Genomic DNA, 18,807 nt, shown 5'->3' with positions numbered 1-18,807 from the left:
GGAGACGGGATGGCGATTAGCCTTGGCGGCGGGCGGCCCGGGCGCTCAGTTCGGCCTTCTCGGCGTCGCTCAGGAAGGCCAGCGTCAGACCATTGCGCTGTGCGGTGCGGATTTCCTCATCACTCATGCCAGCAGCAGGGGCTGCGACCTCGTATTCGTAGGGGAGATCTATGCCCTCAACAGCAGGATCGTCGGTGTTGAGGCAGGCCAGTACGCCGGCGGCCAGGAACTGGCGGATCGGGTGATCGCCGAGGCTCGCCACCGTGGTGGTCTGCAGGTTGGAGGTGAGGCAGGACTCGATGCCGATGCGGTGCTCCGCCAGGTAGGCCATCAGGGCCGGATCCTGGATCGCCTTGACGCCGTGGCCGATGCGCTCGGCGCCGAGCTCCCGGATGGCCTGCCACATGCTCTCGGGGCCTGCGGCTTCACCGGCGTGCACGGTAACCCGCATTCCCGCGTCCCGCACCTTGCGGAAGTGGTCGGTGAACAGGTTGCCAGGGAAGCCCATTTCATCCCCCGCCAGATCGACGGCGACCAGCTGATCCCGGTGGGCCAGGCAGGCCTCCAGTTCGACCCGGCACTGCTCGGTGCCGAAGGTGCGACTCATGATGCCGATGAGGTTGGTCTTGATGCCAAAATCGCGGCTGCCGGCGGCCACGCCATCGATGACGGCCTCCACCACGCCCTGGGGGTGCAGCTTGTGGGCCATGGCCATGTAGGCCGGGCTGAAACGCAGCTCGGCATAGTCGATGCCGGCGCGCAGCAGATCTTCCACGTTCTCGTAGGCCACCCGGCGGCAGGCATCGTAGTCGGCCAGCACGGCCACGCCCCAGTCCAGCTTCTTCAGGAAGGCGACCAGGCTCGGTTCGTTCTCGACGATCTGCACGTGGGGGCGCAGCGCCTCCAGCTCAGTGGCGGGCAGCTGAATGTTGTGCTGTCTACCCAGCTCGAGAATGGTCTGCGGGCGAATGTTGCCGTCCAGATGGCGGTGCAGGTCGGTCAGGGGGAGGGATCTGTCAATCATGATGGCGCCTTCTGCGAGTCGGGTTGGAAAGCCTGCCATTCTAGGCAGGACTCCTGAAAAAGATACCCCGTTTGCAGGCAAACGGGGTACTGGGCGGGCATATATTCATCAAGGCGTGATGGGAATCGTTTTCCCCTGAGGCTCAGGGAATATCGAGTTCCTTGAGCTTGCGGGTCAGGGTGTTGCGACCCCAGCCGAGCAGGCGGGCTGCCTCCTGCTTGTGACCGCGAGTGTGCTCCAGCGCCGTCTCCAGCATGATCCGCTCGAACTGGGGCAGGGCATCGGCCAGGATGTCGGTCTCCCCCAGCGCCAACTTGCCAGCCACCCAATCCTGCAACTGTTGCTGCCAGCCACCGGCGAGGGCGGGTTGTCCCGGCTCCGCCGTGCTGGTGACCGGGGTCAGCAGTTCGGGAGGGAGATCGCTCACCAGCACCTCCTGACCCGAGGCCATCACGGTCAGCCAGCGGCAGACGTTCTCCAGCTGGCGCACGTTGCCCGGCCAGGGCAGGCGGCTGACATAGGCCTGGGTGTCCGGATGCAGGCTCTTGGCCTCCACGTTCAGCTCCTTGGCCGCCCGCAACAGGAAGTGCTGGGCGAGCTGGGGAATGTCTTCGCGCCGTTCCTTGAGGGCCGGAATATGAATGCGAATGACGTTGAGGCGATGGAACAAATCCTCCCGAAACTCGCCGTCGGCCACCCGCTTCTCCAGATTCTGGTGGGTGGCGGCGATGATCCGCACGTCCACCTGCACCGGCTGGTGACCGCCGACCCGGTAGAACTGTCCATCAGCCAGCACCCGCAGCAGCCGGGTCTGTACCTCGAGGGGCATGTCCCCTATCTCGTCGAGAAACAGGGTGCCGCCATCGGCCTGCTCGAAGCGGCCATGACGGATGTTGTTGGCACCGGTGAAGGCCCCTTTCTCATGGCCGAACAGCTCGGATTCGATGAGATCTTTGGGGATGGCCGCCATGTTGAGTGCGATGAAGTTCTTGTGGGAGCGGGGGCTGTGCTTGTGCAGTGCGTGGGCGACCAGCTCCTTGCCGGTGCCGCTCTGGCCGTTGATGAGCACCGAGATGCTGGAGCGTGACAGTCGGCCGATGGCGCGAAACACCTCCTGCATGGCGGGGGCCTCGCCGATGATCTCCGGGCTGTTGCCGGGCTCCTGCTGGCGACCCTTGCGTTTGGTTCGCTGCTCCTTGAGGTGATTCTCGGCGCGGCGCACCAGGCTGACGGCCTCGTCGATGTCGAAGGGCTTGGGCAGGTACTCGAAGGCGCCGCGCTGGTAGGCGTTGACCGCACTGTCCAAGTCCGAGTGGGCGGTCATGATGATGATGGGCAGATCCGCCTGACGGCGATGGATCTGCTCCAGCAGGCTGAGACCATCGATGCCGGGCATGCGAATGTCGGAGAGGATGACGTCGGGCGAGCGCATCTCCAGGGAGCTCAGCAGGGCTTCACCATCGGCGAAACTCTCGCAATCGAAGCCTTCGCTGCCCAGGGTGCGCTCCAGGACCCACCGGATGGAGCTGTCGTCATCGACGATCCACACTTTTGCTGTCATGAGGTTCCCTTATTTGCGAAGCGGTAGATAGATGGTGAATTCGGTATGGCCGGGCCAGCTGATGCAGTCGATGCGCCCCTTGTGCTGATCGATCAGGTTCTGGGCGATGGAGAGGCCAAGCCCCGTCCCTCCCTCCTTGCCGGTGATCATGGGGTAGAAGAGGGTGTCGCGGATGGCATCGGGAATGCCGGGGCCGTTGTCGATGATCTTGATCTCCGCCGCCAGCCGGTAGCGCTGGCCGTGGATGGTGATCTGGAAGGCGGTGCGAGTCTTGATGCGGATGAGCCCGGTCTGCTCCCCCAGCGCCTCGGCGGCGTTGCGCACTATGTTGAGGAAGGCCTGCTGCAGCTGATCCGCCTCCATCTCGAATTCCGGAATGCTGGGATCGTAGTCCCGCTCGATCCGGATCTGGGGAGGCAGCTCCAGATCCACCAGACGGCGCACCTGTTCCAGTACCGAGTGCACATTGTGCATCTGGTGGCGGCCGGGCCGCTGGGGGCCGAGCAGGCGATCGACCAGGGCTCGCAGCCGGTCGGCCTGCTCGATGATGATGCCGGTATATTCCCGCAAGGCGGGATCCGGCAGCTCTTTTTGCAGCAACTGGGCGGCGCCGCGCAAGCCACCGAGGGGGTTCTTGATCTCGTGGGCCAGACCGCGTACCAGCTCCTTGGCCGCCTGCTGCTGGGCATGTTGCTGCAGCTCCTGGCTTATCTTCTTCTGCTGATCGATCTTGCGCAGCTCCACCACCATCAGCCGCTGTTCACCGCTGCCCTGGGTGTCGGCCATGGGACTGACGCTGATCTCCACCAGTCTGGGTTCCCCTTCCACCACCAGGGTCACTTCGCTGTCGGTAAAGCCTTGCCCCGAAATGAGGCACTGTTTGAATCGCTGCAGATCGAGGGAGATGTGTTCGAGCAGATAGGGCAGTTCGATGCCGATCAGGCGCCGCTCGCTGAGGGAGAGCAGCTGCTCTGCCGCCGGGTTGACGAATTGAATGCAGAGCCGCTCGTCCATCAGGATGACGGCGGTCAGCAGGTTGTCCAAGAGTGTCTTGGCGTTGTCCGAGCGGGTTGGCACAGGTTTCTCCCTAAAACGGTGCTGCTCACCGGTTATGCACCGATATGGTGCATTGAGTTTACCCGCATCGGTGCATCACATCACCCCTAATCCGCTTTGGGGGTGGCCTTGGGAGCCGGATCCACCGTGGTTCTGTGCAGGTAAAAGGTGGTTGGCTTGGATTTAGCAAGGATCGTACCGTCTTTGGCGAGCAGCTCGAGCTGCGCCTGATGGGCGCCGCGATCGAGGTTCTCCACCCGGATTGCCAGGCTGTTATGGACCAGAGGGACGGCCTTGCCGTTGAGCAGCAGGCGCAGATCGAACTGTACCGGAGCCTGGGGATTGACCTCGGCCTGGAAGACGATGTTGCCCGTGTTGTCACGCAGGGTACTGCCTGGCTCGGGGGAGAGCAGCTCGACAGACAGCTTGGCGGTCGCCTGTGCCTTCTTGTCATCAACCCCGGTCAGATGATTGAAGTTGTCGACCTGCACCGAGTGGGGGGCGGTGCCGATGAGGGGGGAGACCCGCAGATCGACCTCCTTGGCGCTTTTGCCGGGAGGGGGAGCATCGGTGTAGTGGGTCACGCCGTTGGCATCGACCCAGGAGTAGACCCTGGCAGCCTGGGCGGCGAAAGGCAGTATCAGCAAGAGGCTCAGCATCCATGGCACTGTGTTCATCCATCTCTCCTTGACGGGGTTCAGCTTAATCCTATCAGAGAAAAAACGGCCAGACCGATTGTCGGCAATATGGGGCTGGCATCGATCGATGGGCTGGCGGTTTCTTCCGTGAATGGCGCGTGTACGGGTTGCCGGCCCACCATAAAAAAACCCGCCAGCTGGCGGGTTTTCATGTTGATGACGCAAGGACACCGATTAGACGGAGTAGTACAGCTCGAACTCCAGCGGGTGCGGAGTCATGCGTACGCGATCCACGTCCTGCTGCTTCAGCTCCAGGTAGGAGTTAATGAAGTCATCGCTGAACACGCCACCACGGGTCAGGAACTCGCGGTCTGCGTCCAGGGCGGACAGGGCTTCGTCCAGGGAGCCGGCAACGGTCGGCACTTCGGCGGCTTCTTCCGGCGGCAGGTCATACAAGTTCTTGTCCATGGCGTCGCCCGGATGGATCTTGTTGATGATACCGTCCAGACCGGCCATCAGCTGGGCGGCGAAGGCCAGGTAGGGGTTGGCTGCCGGATCCGGGAAGCGAACCTCGATGCGACGGGCTTTCGGGCTCGGCACCACCGGGATACGGATGGAGGCAGAGCGGTTGCGGGCGGAGTAGGCCAGCATGACCGGGGCTTCGTAGCCTGGCACCAGACGCTTGTAGGAGTTGGTGGTCGGGTTGGCGAAGGCGTTGATGGCCTTGGCGTGCTTGATGATGCCGCCGATGTAGTGCAGCGCCATCTCGGACAGACCACCGTACAGGTCGCCGGCGAACAGGTTGACGCCGTTCTTGGCCAGGGACTGGTGGCAGTGCATGCCGGAGCCGTTGTCACCGAACATGGGTTTGGGCATGAAGGTGACGGTCTTGTTGTAGGCGTGGGCCACGTTGTGGATCACGTACTTCAGCACCTGCACTTCGTCAGCTTTCAGAGTCAGAGTGTTGAAGCGGGTCGCGATCTCGTTCTGACCGGCGGTCGCCACTTCGTGGTGGTGCGCTTCGACCACCTGGCCCATCTCTTCCAGCACCAGACACATGGCGGCACGGATGTCCTGGGAGGAGTCAACCGGCGCAACTGGGAAGTAACCACCCTTGACGAAGGGACGGTGACCCTTGTTGCCGTGTTCGTAATCGGTACCGGAGTTCCAGGCAGCTTCTTCGGATTCGATCTTCACGAAGCTGTGGCCCATGGTGTTGGAGAAGGTGATGTTGTCGAACATGAAGAATTCCGGCTCCGGCCCGAACAGCACGGTGTCGGCGATGCCGCTGGACTTCAGGAAATCTTCGGCGCGCTTGGCGATGGAGCGCGGATCGCGATCGTAGCCTTGCATGGTGGCGGGCTCGAGCACGTCACAGACGATGTTCAGGGTGGTCTCTTCGGTGAAGGGATCCAGCTTGGCGGAGGCCGGGTCCGGCATCAGCACCATGTCAGACTCATTGATGCCCTTCCAGCCGCCGATGGAGGAACCATCGAACATCTTGCCATCTTCGAAGAAGTCTTCATCGACCTGATGGGAAGGAATGGATACGTGCTGTTCTTTACCCTTGGTGTCGGTAAAGCGCAGATCAACAAACTTGACTTCGTGTTCCTGGATCAGGGCCAAAACGTTCTGGGCTGACATGCTAAGTAACCTCCGGTGTTAAAACTCTTTGGGTGAATGCGTCGTCATATTCACATAAGCCAGTATCGTGCCAAGTTTGTGACAGCTTGATTTCAGGGCATTTGCACCGTTTCAGGCTGTCGGGTCACCCGCTCTCGTGCAGTGTTGCGCCTCATAGTGGTGCAGCCTTGGATCCTTTTGGTGCACCAATGTGGTGCGCCAGCGTTCCAACCCCCATCTAAGCAGGCTTTTCAAACGGGGTCTATGATCCTGATCCCCTGTCGTGCACGAATGGTCTGCAATTCTGCTAGGCAGATCACAAAGGCGAGAGTACAATTAGCGCCCAATTTTACCCGGTGATTTGAGGCGAGAATGTTAGAGAATTTACGCAATATTGCGATTATTGCGCACGTTGACCACGGCAAAACGACTCTGGTTGATAAGCTGCTGCAGCAATCCGGCACTCTGGATCGCACCAGCGAAGGTCAGGAACGGATCATGGACTCCAATGATCTGGAACGGGAACGTGGCATCACCATTCTCGCCAAGAACACTGCGATCCGCTGGAACGACTACCGCATCAACATCGTTGATACCCCGGGTCACGCCGACTTCGGTGGTGAAGTTGAGCGTGTACTGTCCATGGTTGACTCCGTGCTGCTGCTGGTCGACGCCGTCGACGGCCCGATGCCGCAAACCCGTTTCGTGACCCAGAAGGCGTTCGCCCAGGGTCTGAAGCCGATCGTGGTCATCAACAAGATCGACCGTCCGGGTGCTCGTCCTGACTGGGTAATGGATCAGGTATTCGACCTGTTTGACAACCTGGGCGCCACCGATGAGCAACTGGACTTCAAGGTTGTTTACGCCTCTGCACTGAACGGCTGGGCCACCATGGATCAGGACGTGCCGTCCGAGAACATGGAACCCCTGTTCCAGGCCATCGTCGACAACGTGGAAGCCCCCAAGGCTGACGCCGATGGCGGTTTCCAGATGCAGATCTCCCAGCTGGACTACAACTCCTACGTCGGTGTCATCGGTATCGGCCGAATCACCCGTGGTCGCGTCAAGACCAACCAGCAGGTCACCATCGTCGGTGCCAACGGCAAGAGCCGTACCGGCAAGGTCGGTCAGGTGCTGGGTTACCTGGGTCTGTCCCGTACCGAAGTGGCCGACGCGCAAGCGGGCGACATCATCGCCATCACCGGTCTGGGCGAGCTGAAGATCTCCGACACCGTCTGTGACAACAACGCCGTCGAAGCCCTGCCGCCGCTCTCCGTTGACGAGCCGACCGTGAACATGACCTTCCAGGTGAACACCTCCCCGTTCGCCGGTAAAGAAGGCAAGTTCGTGACTTCCCGCAACATCCTGGAGCGTCTGAACCAGGAGCTGGTCCACAACGTGGCCCTGCGCGTGGAAGAGACCGAAGATCCGGACAAGTTCCGCGTCTCCGGCCGTGGTGAACTGCACCTGTCCATCCTGATCGAAAACATGCGTCGCGAAGGTTACGAGCTGGCCGTATCCCGTCCGGAAGTTATCCTGCGCACCGTTGACGGCGTTCTGCAAGAACCGTTCGAAACCGTGACTGTCGACGTGGAAGAGATCCACCAGGGTTCCGTGATGGAGCAACTCGGTCTGCGTAAGGGCGAGATGACCAACATGACCCCGGATGGCAAGGGCCGTGTCCGTCTGGACTTCATGATCCCGAGCCGTGGCCTGATCGGCTTCCAGACCGAGTTCCTGACCATGACCTCAGGTACCGGCCTGCTGTACCACACCTTCGACCACTACGGTCCGCACAAGGGTGGCAGCATCGGTGAGCGTCAGAACGGCGTGCTGATCTCCAACGCCACCGGCAAGGCTCTGACCTTCGCCCTGTTCGGTCTGCAAGACCGCGGTCGTCTGTTCATCGGTCACGCGACCGAGGTGTACGAAGGCCAGGTGATCGGGATCCACTCCCGCTCCAACGACCTGACCGTCAACTGCCTGAAGGGCAAACAGCTGACCAACATGCGTGCCTCCGGTACCGACGAAGCCCAGGTGCTGACTCCGCCGATCCGCATGACCCTGGAACAGGCCCTCGAGTTCATCGACAACGACGAGCTGGTCGAGATCACCCCCAAGGCGATCCGTATCCGCAAGAAGCTGCTGACCGAGATGGATCGCAAGCGCGCCGGTCGTGCTTGATAGCTGTTCATCGACAGACCAAAGAGAGGCCTTATGGCCTCTTTTTTTATGGGCGCTTGCCCGGGTGCGAGCCACGCTGACGGGTCAGGGTGCACGCAGGTGGCCAAATGGCCACCCTATCTGACACAATATCGGCATGATGAATTGTTCGAGAATTGCGATGTTGCAGAAAATCCGTGGCCGTCTGGGCCATGCCGTTTCCTTCTTGCGCCACGATGGTGGCCACTTCGCCCAGTTTGTCTGGGGCCGTTTCCAGCAGGACAGGTTGACCGTCACCGCGGGTTACCTGGCCTATGTCACTCTGCTCTCCCTGGTGCCCATGATCGCCGTGGTGTTTGGCATGATGTCGGCCTTTCCGGTATTCCAGAGCCTGAAGCAGGGGATAGAGCAGTTCGTCTATCACAACTTCGTGCCCACCGCCGGCGAGATGCTCAAGGAGTACATCGACGGCTTCGTGGCCAATGCCACCAACACCACGGCGGTGGGGATTGGCGCCCTGATCGTGGTGGCACTGATGCTGATCTCGGCCATCGACAAGAACCTCAACTACATCTGGCGCTCGACCCAGAACCGGCCCCTGGCCCAGGCCTTCGCCATGTACTGGATGATCCTGACCCTGGGCCCGGTGCTCATCGGTGCCAGCCTCGCCATCTCCTCTTATATCTTGTCCCTCAAGCTGTTCGCCGGTGACAGCCTGTTCGGCATCGGTTTCCTGCTGCTGCGCAGCCTGCCGTTCCTGTTCTCCGTGCTCACCTTCCTGCTGATCTATACGGTGGTGCCGAACTGCAAGGTGCGGTTGACCCATGCCTTCATCGGCGCCCTGGTCGCGGCCACCCTGTTCGAGCTGGCCAAGCGTGGCTTTGCCATCTATATCACCAACTTCCCCTCCTATCAGGCCATCTACGGGGCGTTGGCGACCATTCCTATCCTGTTCGTCTGGGTCTATCTGAGCTGGCTGGTGATACTGCTCGGTGCCGAGACCACCGCCTGCCTCGGCGAATATGAGAAGCCGGGGGCCGAGGAGCTGGGTTGAGCTGCGCCAGGGTCCATCCGGCGGGAGGATGTGCGCAAGGCTGATGTGACATTGGCCTGCGCCCATCGCTTATTGCTACCATCAACGACCGCCAGCTGGCGGTCGTTTCTTTCCCACAGATGAAGGAGTTGCGGGTGATTGCATTGATCCAACGGGTTGCCGAGGCCAGCGTGACGGTGGACGGCGAGGTGGTGGGCGCCATCGAGGGGGGCCTGCTGGTGCTGCTCGGGGTCGAGCAGGGGGATGATGAGGCCAAGGCCGACAAGCTGCTGCACAAGGTGAGCGGCTATCGCATCTTCTCCGACGAGGACGGCAAGATGAACCTCAACGTCGGTCAGGCCGGCGGCAGCCTGCTGGTGGTCTCCCAGTTCACCCTGGCGGCGGATACCGGCAAGGGGATGCGGCCGAGCTTCTCCGGCGGCGCGCACCCGGTGGAGGCGGAGCGCCTCTATGACTATTTCGTGGACAAGGCGCGGGAGAGCGGTCTACCGACCGAGAGCGGCCGTTTTGCCGCCGACATGAAGGTGCGGCTGCTCAATGACGGCCCTGTGACCTTCTGGCTGCAGGTCTGATAGCTACCCTTCATGCTGCCAACGGCTGTTTTTATGGCGTTTTGTATGGCAGAAATTCGCTGTGCAATACATAACCACTGCCTGTCAAGAGGCGATCCCGGCTTGTCGGTACGTTTTCAGCCCCTATGAGCCGTGATGGGGCTCGCGGGTGGTGTGCAGGATGACATTGCGGTAGCCGGGCACGGCATGCAGCTCGGTGGGACCGACCCACTCCCTCGCCAGCCGCAGGGCCTGCGCCTGTTCGAGCTGGGTGCGTGGCAGCAGGTTGATGATGAGGGTGCCCGTGAGGCGCTGGGCCAGGGCCTGGTAGAGGGGGGCCTGGAACAGCAGCAGGGGATTGCCGTCCTGACTGAACAGATCCAGCAGCACCAGATCGTAGCGTTCCTGATGCTGGAGCAGGAAGTGGAGTGCATCGGCCTGGTGCAGCCGGGGAGCTCGCAGCGTAGAGGGTTGAAAGAACTGCTGGAACAGGGTGAGGATCTCGGCGTCCAGATCCACGCAATCGTGTTCGGCCTCGGGCCAGCGGGCCGCCAGATGGCGGGTGAGATCGCCGCCGCCGAGGCCCAGTTCCAGGATCCGCTTCGCCCGTTCGGGCAGGTGAACGGCAATGCTGCGTTGATGGGGCAGGCAGAGGCGTTCAGGCTGGGCGAGGCTCATGGCCGACTGCACCACGCCGTCCATTTCCAGCCAGCGATGCTGACCATTTTCCAGGATGCTGAGGCGGCGCTCGGGTTTGACACTGAGGTGCAATAAGTGATCGGCTTGGTACGCTTGCAGATTGAAGTCCATGAATTTGCACGGCAAGATGGTTTTCGACCAGTGTAACTCAAGGATGTATCTATGTACCGGGTGGTCACCCCCCAAACGGCAGCCGAGCTGGATGCTTACTACCAACTGCGCTGGGAGCTACTGCGCAAGCCCTTCAATCTGCCCATCGGCTCCGAGCGGGACGAATACGACACCGTCGCCATCCACCGTCTGATGCTGGCGGAAGACGACACCCCCATCGCCGTCGGTCGCCTGTTCGTCGGGGGGGACGAGGCCCAGATCCGCTTCATGGCATTGCGCCCCGAGTACCGGGGCCAGGGACTCGGGGCCCGCATGGTGGAAGACCTCGAGCAGCTCGCCCGGGACGAGAAGGTGAAGCGGCTGGTGATGAACGCCCGCCAGGAGGCGGTAGAGTTCTACCGTCGCTGCGGCTTCCTGGAGGTGGGGGAAGGCCCCGTCTCCTTCGGCCGCATCCCCCATCGGCAGATGATCAAGTCCCTGAGTCCTTTGCAGACCATCCAGTACCGATCGGAGTGGTGTCAGGATCTCACCACCCGCTGGTCGAGGGGCATCCCCATCAGCGAGAAGATGGGTGTCCACATCACCCATTACGACGGCCAGACCTTCCACCTCAAGGCCAACCTGGCGGCCAACCTCAATGTGCACGACACCATGTTCGCCGGCAGCATTTATAGCCAGTGCGTGCTGGCGGGGTGGGGCCTCATCTGGTTGCAGCTCAAGGAGGCCGGACTGGGCGGTGACATAGTGCTGGCGGAGGGGAACATCAAATATTACCGTCCGGTGAGCGAGGAGCCGGAAGCCAGGGTGGCCCGAGAGGGGATGCCCGCGGTGCTGGATCCCCTCAAGAACAAGGAGTCCGCCAAGTTCAGCCTGAGGGTGCAGCTGTTCAGCGGCCGCAAGCTGGCGGTGGAGTTTTCCGGTCAGTATGTGGTGCAACCCATCAAGCGGGCTGGCCAGTAGATTGATCTTGCCGACCTGCTGACGACAAGGCCTCATGATGAGGCCTTGTTCGTTTATGGCGTTGGTTGGGGCGCCGGTTTGGGCTGGGCCGGGCGCCAGAGCGGGCTGCTGTTGCCCTGTGCAGGGTAGCGAACCCCGGGCTCCCAGCCGCAGGCGTTCTGCCCGGTGGGGAAGCGCCACTCCAGAGTCGGGGCATCGAGGGGGCCGCGCCACTGGGCCAGCAGCTCGGCGCAGCGTTGCTTGTTCAGCACCCCGAGATCCAGCTGCCACTCGCTCTTGGCAAGATCCAGCCCGCCCTGCAGGGCGAGCAGGTGGGTGATGGTGGAGGCGCCGGCCTGTTCGACTGTCACCTTGCCCTGCTCGGCCTTGGCCTGCAGTGTGATGTGGTAGAAGGGGGTATCCCCTCTTTGCAGCGCCTGCCACAGCGCCTCTGGCGTCATGGTGGGTGCCTGGGGTTCCTTGAACCACTCATCCAGCAGGGGATCTATCCCCACCTTGTCCCAGAAGGGATCCTTGGCATCCAGGCTCAGGCTGCCTTGCAGGGTACTGCGCCAGCTGTCCGGGGTCTCCCCTGTCACGGCCTGCAGATCGGCGCTGATGTCCAGCTTGCCCGCCACCGAGAGGGGGGAGGGCTTGTCCGGATGTAGCAAGCTGTTCCACTGCTCCATATCCAGCTGCTTGCCCTGCAGTTGCAGTCGGCTGCTCTGGCCCGGCTCCTTGCCCCATTGGCCGCTCAGGGTGAGGGAGCCCTCGTCAGGCAGGGTGGTCGAGAGGCGGTGGAGTTGCCAGGAGCTGGGGGTCAGCTCCCCATCCAGCTCGCCGTTGCGGGCACTGAGGCCGTCCCACACCAGTTCGAACCATTTGCTCTCCACCCGGGTGCGGCCGAGCAGGGGGCCCGGCTGATTGCCCCGCAGGCTGAGATCGGTCAGGTAAAACTGCCAGCCGGTCAGGGAGAGTGGCAGCGCATCGTCGAAGGAGAGCACCTTGAGCTTGTCGAAGGTGAGCTTGCGCACGTCGATCTGCTGGGGGCGCCAGCCTTGCCAATCCTGCCACCAACCGTCTGGCAGGCTGATGTCCATGGCGCTCAGGCTCATCTCCTTGAGGGTGAGCCGCTGCAGGTCCGGGTCCAACGCCAGCTCCAGATTGAACTCCCCCTCATAGGCCTTGCCCTGCAATTCAGCATCGTATTGCTGGGGCGAGAAGGCGAGCCGTCCCTTGATCGCCTCCAGCTGGAACAGGCCGCGACCGAAGTCCGCCAGGGTGCCGATGAGGTAGCCGCTGGGACGATGGCCGGCCTGCCAGTCGAAGGCGGTCAGCTGGCCGTTGAAGTTGTTGAAGGCGATCTCCTGGTTGATGGCATTGACGCTGAGCTGCTCGAACTGGCCCTTGTTCAGGCTTATCTTGCGCAGGGGGAAGTTGCCTTGTGGGATATCGCCGAGCTCGACTCGCATGGCGCGCGCCTTGAGATCGTGCAGTTGCAGGCTGCGAGCAGGCCAGTCGAGCACCATGCCGGTTGCAAGCCCGCCGTCGAACAGGCTGGCGGTGAGCTTGTCGGTGCTGAGCACCTGGGCTTCCAGTCGCCCCGTCAGGTTGAGGCGAGCCAGGGTGAACTGGGGCACTTCCAGCTGATTGATGGCCAGGGTCAGATTGGCCTGGGGCTGGCGTTTGGGATCGATCAGTTCCCAGTCGCTCAGGGTGGCGCTCAGGCCACGCAGGGTCAGCTCCGGACTCAGCAGGCTGAGATTGTCGATGGTGCTGTCGCTGATGGTGAGGGTGCGCACCGGCAGGGTGGGCAGCTGGTTGGGGAGCGGCAGCTTGATGATGGGGCGGATGAGATCCAGGTGGGCGATGCGCACGTCCCGGTTCAGCCAGTCGATGTTGTCTATCTCCAGATAGATCTTGTCGAGCTGCACCGCGTCTCCGTAGTGCACCTGCTCCGCCAGCAGGGTGTAAGGATGGAGCGGATTGAACACCAGCCGGCCTATGCTGACCGGCACCCCGGTCTGCTGGCTCAGCCAGTCGGCGATGGGGCCCTTGGCACGCTCGGCATCGAACAGGCCAAGCCCCATCCAGACGAAGAGCAACAGGAAGGCAAAGAGATAGAGCAGGGCGCGTAGCCAGGAATTCATCGGTGCTTTTCTCCTGTTTCTATGGGCCGGTCAGGCGTTGGCATAGTGATCCTGCGGGTCAAACCGGTGACGGATCAGGCATTGGAATAGTGATCCCGCAAGCCGAGCCAGCGCCGGATCAAGGGCTCGACATGGCTCGGGTGCTTGTCCATCAGGAAGCGAGCCATTTTCTGCACCTGTGGGATCAGCGGTTGATCCCGCACCAGGTCGGCGATCTTGAGATCCGCCAGCCCGGTCTGGCGAGTGCCGAGCAGTTCCCCCGGCCCGCGCAGCTCCAGATCCCGCTGGGCGATGAGGAAACCATCGTTGGTCTCGCGCAGTACCCCGAGCCGGCTCTGGGCCGTCTTGGAGAGCGGGGCGTGATAGAGCAGCACGCAGTGGGAGGCCACCGATCCCCGCCCGACCCGGCCGCGCAGCTGGTGCAACTGGGCCAGCCCGAGCCGCTCCGGGTTCTCGATGATCATCAGGCTGGCGTTCGGCACATCCACCCCCACCTCGATGACGGTGGTGGCGACCAGCAGTTGCAGAATGCCTGCCTTGAACTCCTCCATCACCCGCTGCTTCTCGACGGGACGCATGCGGCCGTGCACCAGGCCGATATGCAGACCGGGCAATCGGGTTTGCAGTTCGGCGGCGGTATCCTCGGCGGCCTGGCATTCCAGCGCCTCGGACTCCTCGATCAGGGTGCAGACCCAGTAAGCCTGCTTGCCCTCCTCGCAGGCCAGCCTGACCCGTTCTATCACATCATCCCGGCGGCTGTCCGGCAGGGCGACCGTGGTGATGGGGGTACGGCCCGGCGGCAGCTCATCGATGATGGAGGTATCGAGATCCGCATAGGCGGTCATCGCCAGAGTGCGGGGGATGGGGGTGGCGGTCATGATCAGCTGATGGGGGTGTACCCCCTCCCGTTCCCCTTTCTCCCGCAGGGCGAGGCGCTGGTGCACCCCGAATCTGTGCTGTTCGTCGATGATGACCAGAGCCAGTCGCTGGAACACCACCTGCTCCTGGAAGATGGCGTGGGTGCCCACCACCATCTTGACGCTGCCATCGGCAATGGCGGCGAGCGCCTCCTCCCGGGCCTTGCCCTTCTGCTTGCCAGCCAGCCAGCCGACCTTGATGCCGAGCGGTGCCAGCCAGTTGGCGAAGTTGATGGCATGCTGCTCTGCCAGCAGCTCGGTCGGGGCCATCAGCCCCACCTGGCAGCCGTTGCCGATGGCCTGCAGGGCGGCGAGCGCCGCGACCAGCGTCTTGCCGGAGCCCACATCCCCCTGCACCAGCCGCATCATGGGGTAGGGGCGCTGCAAGTCCTGGCTTATTTCCGCCACCACCCGGTTCTGGGCGCCGGTCGGTTTGAACGGCAGGGCGCCGAGCAGTTGTTTGATCAGGGTGGGAGCGGGCTTGAGGGCGCGGGCGAGCTGGGTCTGGGACTGGGCACGTACTTTCAATACCGAGAGGTTGTGAGCCAGCAGCTCTTCCAGCACCAGCCGCTGCTGGGCCGGATGCTGGCCGCTCTCCAGCAATGCCAGTGCCACCGAGGGGGGCGGGCGATGCAGCAGACGCAGGGCGGCGGCGAGTTCGATCTGATGGGGATAGAGGCCGGCAGGCAGCAGTTCGTCCACCCCGTAGAGGTCGAGCTGGGCCAGGGCCTGATCGGTGAGGCTGCGCAGGGTCAGCTGGCGCAAGCCTTCCGTGGTGGGATAAACGGGGGTGAGGGCATCCTCGGTCTGGCCGGCCTGCTCCTCGCCGAGCAGCTTGTACTCGGGGTGGGCCATCTCCAGCCCGTATTTGCCGGGTCTCACCTCGCCAAAGCAGCGGATCAGCCGGCCCTGGCCCAGGCTGTTCTTCTGGGCGGCGGTGAAGTTGAAGAAGCGCAGGGTCAGGGTGCCGGTGCCGTCGCTGATGCGGCACACCAGCATGCGGCGGCGACCCATGACCAGCTGGGTATCCTGGATTTCACCCTCGACCGCGCCGTGCAGACCCGGCGGCAGATCGCCGATGGGCCACACCTGGGTGCGATCCTCGTAACGCAAGGGGAGGTGGAACAGCAGGTCCTGCACGGTGGCGAGTCCCAGCCGTTCGAGTTTCTCCAGCATCTTGCTGCCGACGCCCTTGAGGCTATCGAGGGAGATTTTATCCAATTTCATCAATTAGATGCCCGAAAACACTGTAAATATGTCCAGATGATAGGGGTTATTGATGTTGCGATGCAAGCCGCGTTGCTGTTACAGAGATGCCGGCAGGGGGCGATGGCGGCGGGCCATGAATGACAAAGGCCCGCCGAAATCGGCAGGCCTTTGGGTGCATGGCTGTGCGCCTGGGATGCAGGCTTCACAGACGTTAGATGATGCGCTTGAGCAACAGGTGTGCCTTGACCCTGTGGATCCGGGCCAGCAGTTTGCGCACCTGATCCGGGTAATCCTGGATCTGCTCAATCTGGTCGAAGCGGCTGATGCGACGGGCATGGGTCAGGATGTTGTCCCGCTCCTCGGCGAAGCGCGCACGCAGATGGTGGTGCTGATCATGCACCAGCAGGCCGTTTTCCAGATCCAGCGCCCAGGCGCGGGGATTGAGGTTGTTGCCGGTGAGCAGCGCCCACTCCTCGTCCACGAAGATCCCCTTGAGGTGATAGGAGTTCTTCTCGCAGCACCAGAGCATCAGGTTGAGGCGGCCGCTGTCGATGTGACGCTGGTTGCGCTCGGCAAACTTGCGCAGGTTGGTCTCGTACAGGTAGGGCAGCCCACCGATGGTGGAGAACTTCTCCTCCGGCGGGATGAAGAAGTCGTTGGCCGTCTTGTCACCCACGACTATGGTCACCTTGCAACCGCGCTGGAGCAGTGCCTCCACATCCTTGTTCAACTCCTTGGGAGGGTTGAAGTAGGGGGTGCAGATGAAGATCTCCCGCTCCGTGGCTCGTACCAGGTTGCGGATCATCCGGTTGAGCTGGTTGCCGCGCTTGCCCAGGCCCGCCATGGGGGTGATGGCGATCTCCTGGCTGTTGGGCAGTATGGTCTCGAAGCGGTACTGGCTGGTACGCAGTGCCTGTTTGAAGCGACGGATCTGCCCTTTCAGCTGCTTGGCGCCGGGAATGCCGGTGCGATCCAGCCGCTGGACGGCGTCGCTGCGCAGGAAGACGTCATCCACATAGTTGACCATGCTGCGGGTCAGCGCCTGGCTGCGGATCTGGTGATAGCGATCGAAACGATAACGATCCTGCTGGTGCAGGTAGATGTCGTTCAGGCTGGCGCCCGAGTAGAGCAGCACATCGTCGAAGATGAAGCCCTTGAGGTGCAGCACCCCGAGCAGCTCGCGCCCCTTTACCGGCACCCCGTAAATTTCGATGGGGTGCTCGTGGCGGGCGGCCATCTCCTGATACAGCAGATGGTTGCCACCTTGCTTGCCCTTGCCGATGAGCCCGCGCTGGGCGCGGTGGAAGTCAACGAAGACTTTGACATCGAGGGCCGGGTTGCGTTGCTTGGCGGCGTAGAGGGCGGAGAGGATCTCCCGTCCCGCCCCATCGTCTTGCAGGTAGAGGGCGATCAGATAGATACGCTGGGTCGCACCGGCGATGAGGGAGAGGATCCGGCTCTTGAATTCCTTGGCGCTGCTGAGTACCTGAAACTGATCGGCGGAGACCGCGATCTGGGGCAAACGTGTCAGCGACTGTCGATAATGTGCCGATGAATGCATAGAGAAACCTGATATCACGGGGTTAAGCGTTCCACTCGGGGCAATGAATAGGCGATTCTAACAACCTCACTCCCTCAGCCAAAGTAAAAGAATCATCAAGAAGCTGAAAAAGGCCTCACAACGGAGGCCTTTTCGAGGGGAGATCGCCTTACAGGAAACTGTAGATGATCATCGCCATGATCCCGCCCGTGGTCCCAATGATGGTTTCCATCACGGTCCAGGTTTGCAGGGTCTGCTTCTCGCTGAGGCCGAGGTAGCGGTTGGCCAGCCAGAAGCCGGAGTCGTTGACGTGGGACAGCACGATGGCGCCGCCACCGATGGCGATGGTGATGGTGGCCAGCTGGGCACCGCTCAGGCCGAGGGGTTCCAGCATCGGCAGCACCAGGCCGCAGGCGGTCAGCATGGCGACGGTGGCCGAGCCCTGGATGACCCGCACCGCGGCGGCCAGGATGAAGGCCAGCGCGACGATGGGCAGGCCGGAGTCCGCCAGGGTATTGCCGAGGGCGGCACCGACACCGGAGTCCACCAGTACCTGCTTGAACACGCCACCGGCACCGGTCACCAGGATGATGACGCCGGCAGGCTGGATGGCGCTGTTGCAGATGTTCATCACCTCGTCACGGGACATGCCGCGACGCACCCCCAGCAGATAGAAGGCGGCCAGACAGGCGACCATGATGGCGGTGAAGGGGTGGCCGATGAACTCCAGCCAGTCGTGCAGGGTGGAACCCGCCTCCACGAAGCGGCTGACGATGGTCTTGAGGCCGATCAGCAGCAATGGCAGGCCGATGAGGCCCATGGCCAGCCCGAAGGAGGGCAGGGTCTTGCTGCCGTCGTGCACGCTGTTCTGGGCATCGGCGGGGAGGGGGACATCCACCACCTTGCTGATCAGCTGGCCAAACAGCGGGCCCGCCAGGATCATGGCCGGAATGGCGGCGATGAGGCCGAACAGGATCATGTAACCGAAGTCGGCACCCAGCTGGGAGGCCACCAGGATGGGGCCGGGTGCCGGGATCAGGAAGGCCTGGCAGGTGGCGATGCCCGCCAGCAGGGCGATGCCTATCTTCACCACGCTGCCGCCGCCACGGCGGACGATGGCGAAGGCGACGCCGATCAGCAGCACCACGGCCACGTCGAAGAACAGGGGCAGGGCGCAGACAAAGCCGGTGAGGGTCATGGCCCAGCTGGCGCGCTTGACGCCGAAGGTGCCGAGCAGGGTGTGAGCAACCCGGTCGAGGGCTCCGGTCACTTCCATCACCTTGCCGAACATGGCGCCAAGGGCCACGACCACGGCCACGAAGCCGAGAGTGCCCCCCATCCCTTTCTGGATGGTGGTGGCGATCTCGGCCGGGTTCATGCCGGCGGCGAGGCCGGCGACCATGGAGACCAAGATGAGGGAGACGACGGCGTGCAGGCGGGCCTTCATCACCAGAAAGAGCAGCAGCACGATGGAGCCGGCGGCCGTCATGATCAGGGAGAGGTCTGACATTGTTATGCGTTCCTTATTCCAAGTTCGATTGCGATAGCCTGGCGTACGTTAGCCAAGCATAT

The 18,807-nt window shown here is 62.5% G+C and carries 14 protein-coding genes; 4 read left to right on the top strand and 10 right to left on the bottom strand.

Annotation, left to right across the window (positions count from 1 at the left end; all coding sequences use genetic code 11):
- Positions 1-16: 16 nt before the first annotated feature.
- The 5 genes from add to glnA form a co-directional block, all read right to left on the bottom strand.
- A complete protein-coding gene (gene add / locus ACW5W7_RS16930; RefSeq protein ID WP_456502443.1) occupies positions 17-1,024 on the bottom strand; it encodes an adenosine deaminase in 1,008 nt (335 codons plus the stop codon).
- 142 nt (positions 1,025-1,166) lie between these two features.
- A complete protein-coding gene (gene glnG / locus ACW5W7_RS16925; RefSeq protein WP_349920620.1) occupies positions 1,167-2,585 on the bottom strand; it encodes a nitrogen regulation protein NR(I) in 1,419 nt (472 codons plus the stop codon).
- Between the two features lie 9 nt (positions 2,586-2,594).
- Positions 2,595-3,662 carry a nitrogen regulation protein NR(II) gene (gene glnL, locus ACW5W7_RS16920; RefSeq protein ID WP_349920621.1) on the bottom strand — a complete coding sequence of 356 codons (1,068 nt, stop codon included), beginning with the start codon at positions 3,660-3,662 and terminating at the stop codon, positions 2,595-2,597.
- 86 nt (positions 3,663-3,748) lie between these two features.
- Complete coding sequence (locus ACW5W7_RS16915; RefSeq protein ID WP_456502442.1) at positions 3,749-4,318, bottom strand: DUF4124 domain-containing protein; 570 nt, start codon at positions 4,316-4,318, stop codon at positions 3,749-3,751.
- A gap of 195 nt (positions 4,319-4,513) precedes the next feature.
- Complete coding sequence (gene glnA / locus ACW5W7_RS16910) at positions 4,514-5,923, bottom strand: glutamate--ammonia ligase (RefSeq protein WP_349920623.1); 1,410 nt, start codon at positions 5,921-5,923, stop codon at positions 4,514-4,516.
- Between the two features lie 351 nt (positions 5,924-6,274).
- Between glnA and typA the strand changes: the two genes are divergently transcribed.
- The 3 genes from typA to dtd all read left to right on the top strand — a co-directional run bounded on the left by typA (position 6,275) and on the right by dtd (position 9,691).
- Positions 6,275-8,086, top strand: a complete 1,812-nt coding sequence (gene typA / locus ACW5W7_RS16905) for a translational GTPase TypA (RefSeq protein ID WP_349920624.1) — start codon at positions 6,275-6,277, stop codon at positions 8,084-8,086.
- A gap of 160 nt (positions 8,087-8,246) precedes the next feature.
- On the top strand, positions 8,247-9,119 hold the full coding sequence (locus tag ACW5W7_RS16900) for a virulence factor BrkB family protein (protein ID WP_456502441.1): 873 nt from the start codon (positions 8,247-8,249) through the stop codon (positions 9,117-9,119).
- A gap of 134 nt (positions 9,120-9,253) precedes the next feature.
- Positions 9,254-9,691 carry a D-aminoacyl-tRNA deacylase gene (gene dtd, locus ACW5W7_RS16895; RefSeq protein WP_456502440.1) on the top strand — a complete coding sequence of 146 codons (438 nt, stop codon included), beginning with the start codon at positions 9,254-9,256 and terminating at the stop codon, positions 9,689-9,691.
- A gap of 123 nt (positions 9,692-9,814) precedes the next feature.
- Here dtd and ACW5W7_RS16890 read toward each other — a convergent pair whose 3' ends face one another.
- A complete protein-coding gene (locus ACW5W7_RS16890) occupies positions 9,815-10,480 on the bottom strand; it encodes a spermidine synthase (protein ID WP_456502487.1) in 666 nt (221 codons plus the stop codon).
- 51 nt (positions 10,481-10,531) lie between these two features.
- Here ACW5W7_RS16890 and ACW5W7_RS16885 point away from each other — a divergent pair, with 51 nt between their 5' ends.
- On the top strand, positions 10,532-11,440 hold the full coding sequence (locus tag ACW5W7_RS16885; RefSeq protein WP_349920628.1) for a bifunctional GNAT family N-acetyltransferase/hotdog fold thioesterase: 909 nt from the start codon (positions 10,532-10,534) through the stop codon (positions 11,438-11,440).
- 53 nt (positions 11,441-11,493) lie between these two features.
- Here ACW5W7_RS16885 and ACW5W7_RS16880 read toward each other — a convergent pair whose 3' ends face one another.
- The 4 genes from ACW5W7_RS16880 to gntU all read right to left on the bottom strand — a co-directional run bounded on the left by ACW5W7_RS16880 (position 11,494) and on the right by gntU (position 18,745).
- Positions 11,494-13,569 carry a membrane assembly protein AsmA gene (locus ACW5W7_RS16880; RefSeq protein ID WP_456502439.1) on the bottom strand — a complete coding sequence of 692 codons (2,076 nt, stop codon included), beginning with the start codon at positions 13,567-13,569 and terminating at the stop codon, positions 11,494-11,496.
- A 74-nt stretch (positions 13,570-13,643) separates the two neighbouring features.
- Positions 13,644-15,713: an ATP-dependent DNA helicase RecG gene (gene recG / locus ACW5W7_RS16875; protein ID WP_456502438.1), complete on the bottom strand. Its 2,070-nt coding sequence runs from the start codon at positions 15,711-15,713 to the stop codon at positions 13,644-13,646.
- A 193-nt stretch (positions 15,714-15,906) separates the two neighbouring features.
- Positions 15,907-17,256 (bottom strand): CDP-diacylglycerol--serine O-phosphatidyltransferase, encoded by a 1,350-nt coding sequence (gene pssA / locus ACW5W7_RS16870; protein ID WP_456502437.1) that lies wholly within the window; start codon positions 17,254-17,256, stop codon positions 15,907-15,909.
- A 148-nt stretch (positions 17,257-17,404) separates the two neighbouring features.
- Positions 17,405-18,745: a gluconate transporter gene (gntU, locus tag ACW5W7_RS16865; protein WP_456502436.1), complete on the bottom strand. Its 1,341-nt coding sequence runs from the start codon at positions 18,743-18,745 to the stop codon at positions 17,405-17,407.
- Positions 18,746-18,807 lie beyond the last annotated feature (62 nt).

The sequence above is a fragment of the Aeromonas intestinalis genome, assembly GCF_054052485.1.
Note: the sequence above shows the minus strand (reverse complement) of the source record. Positions and strands in the feature narration are given on the sequence as shown.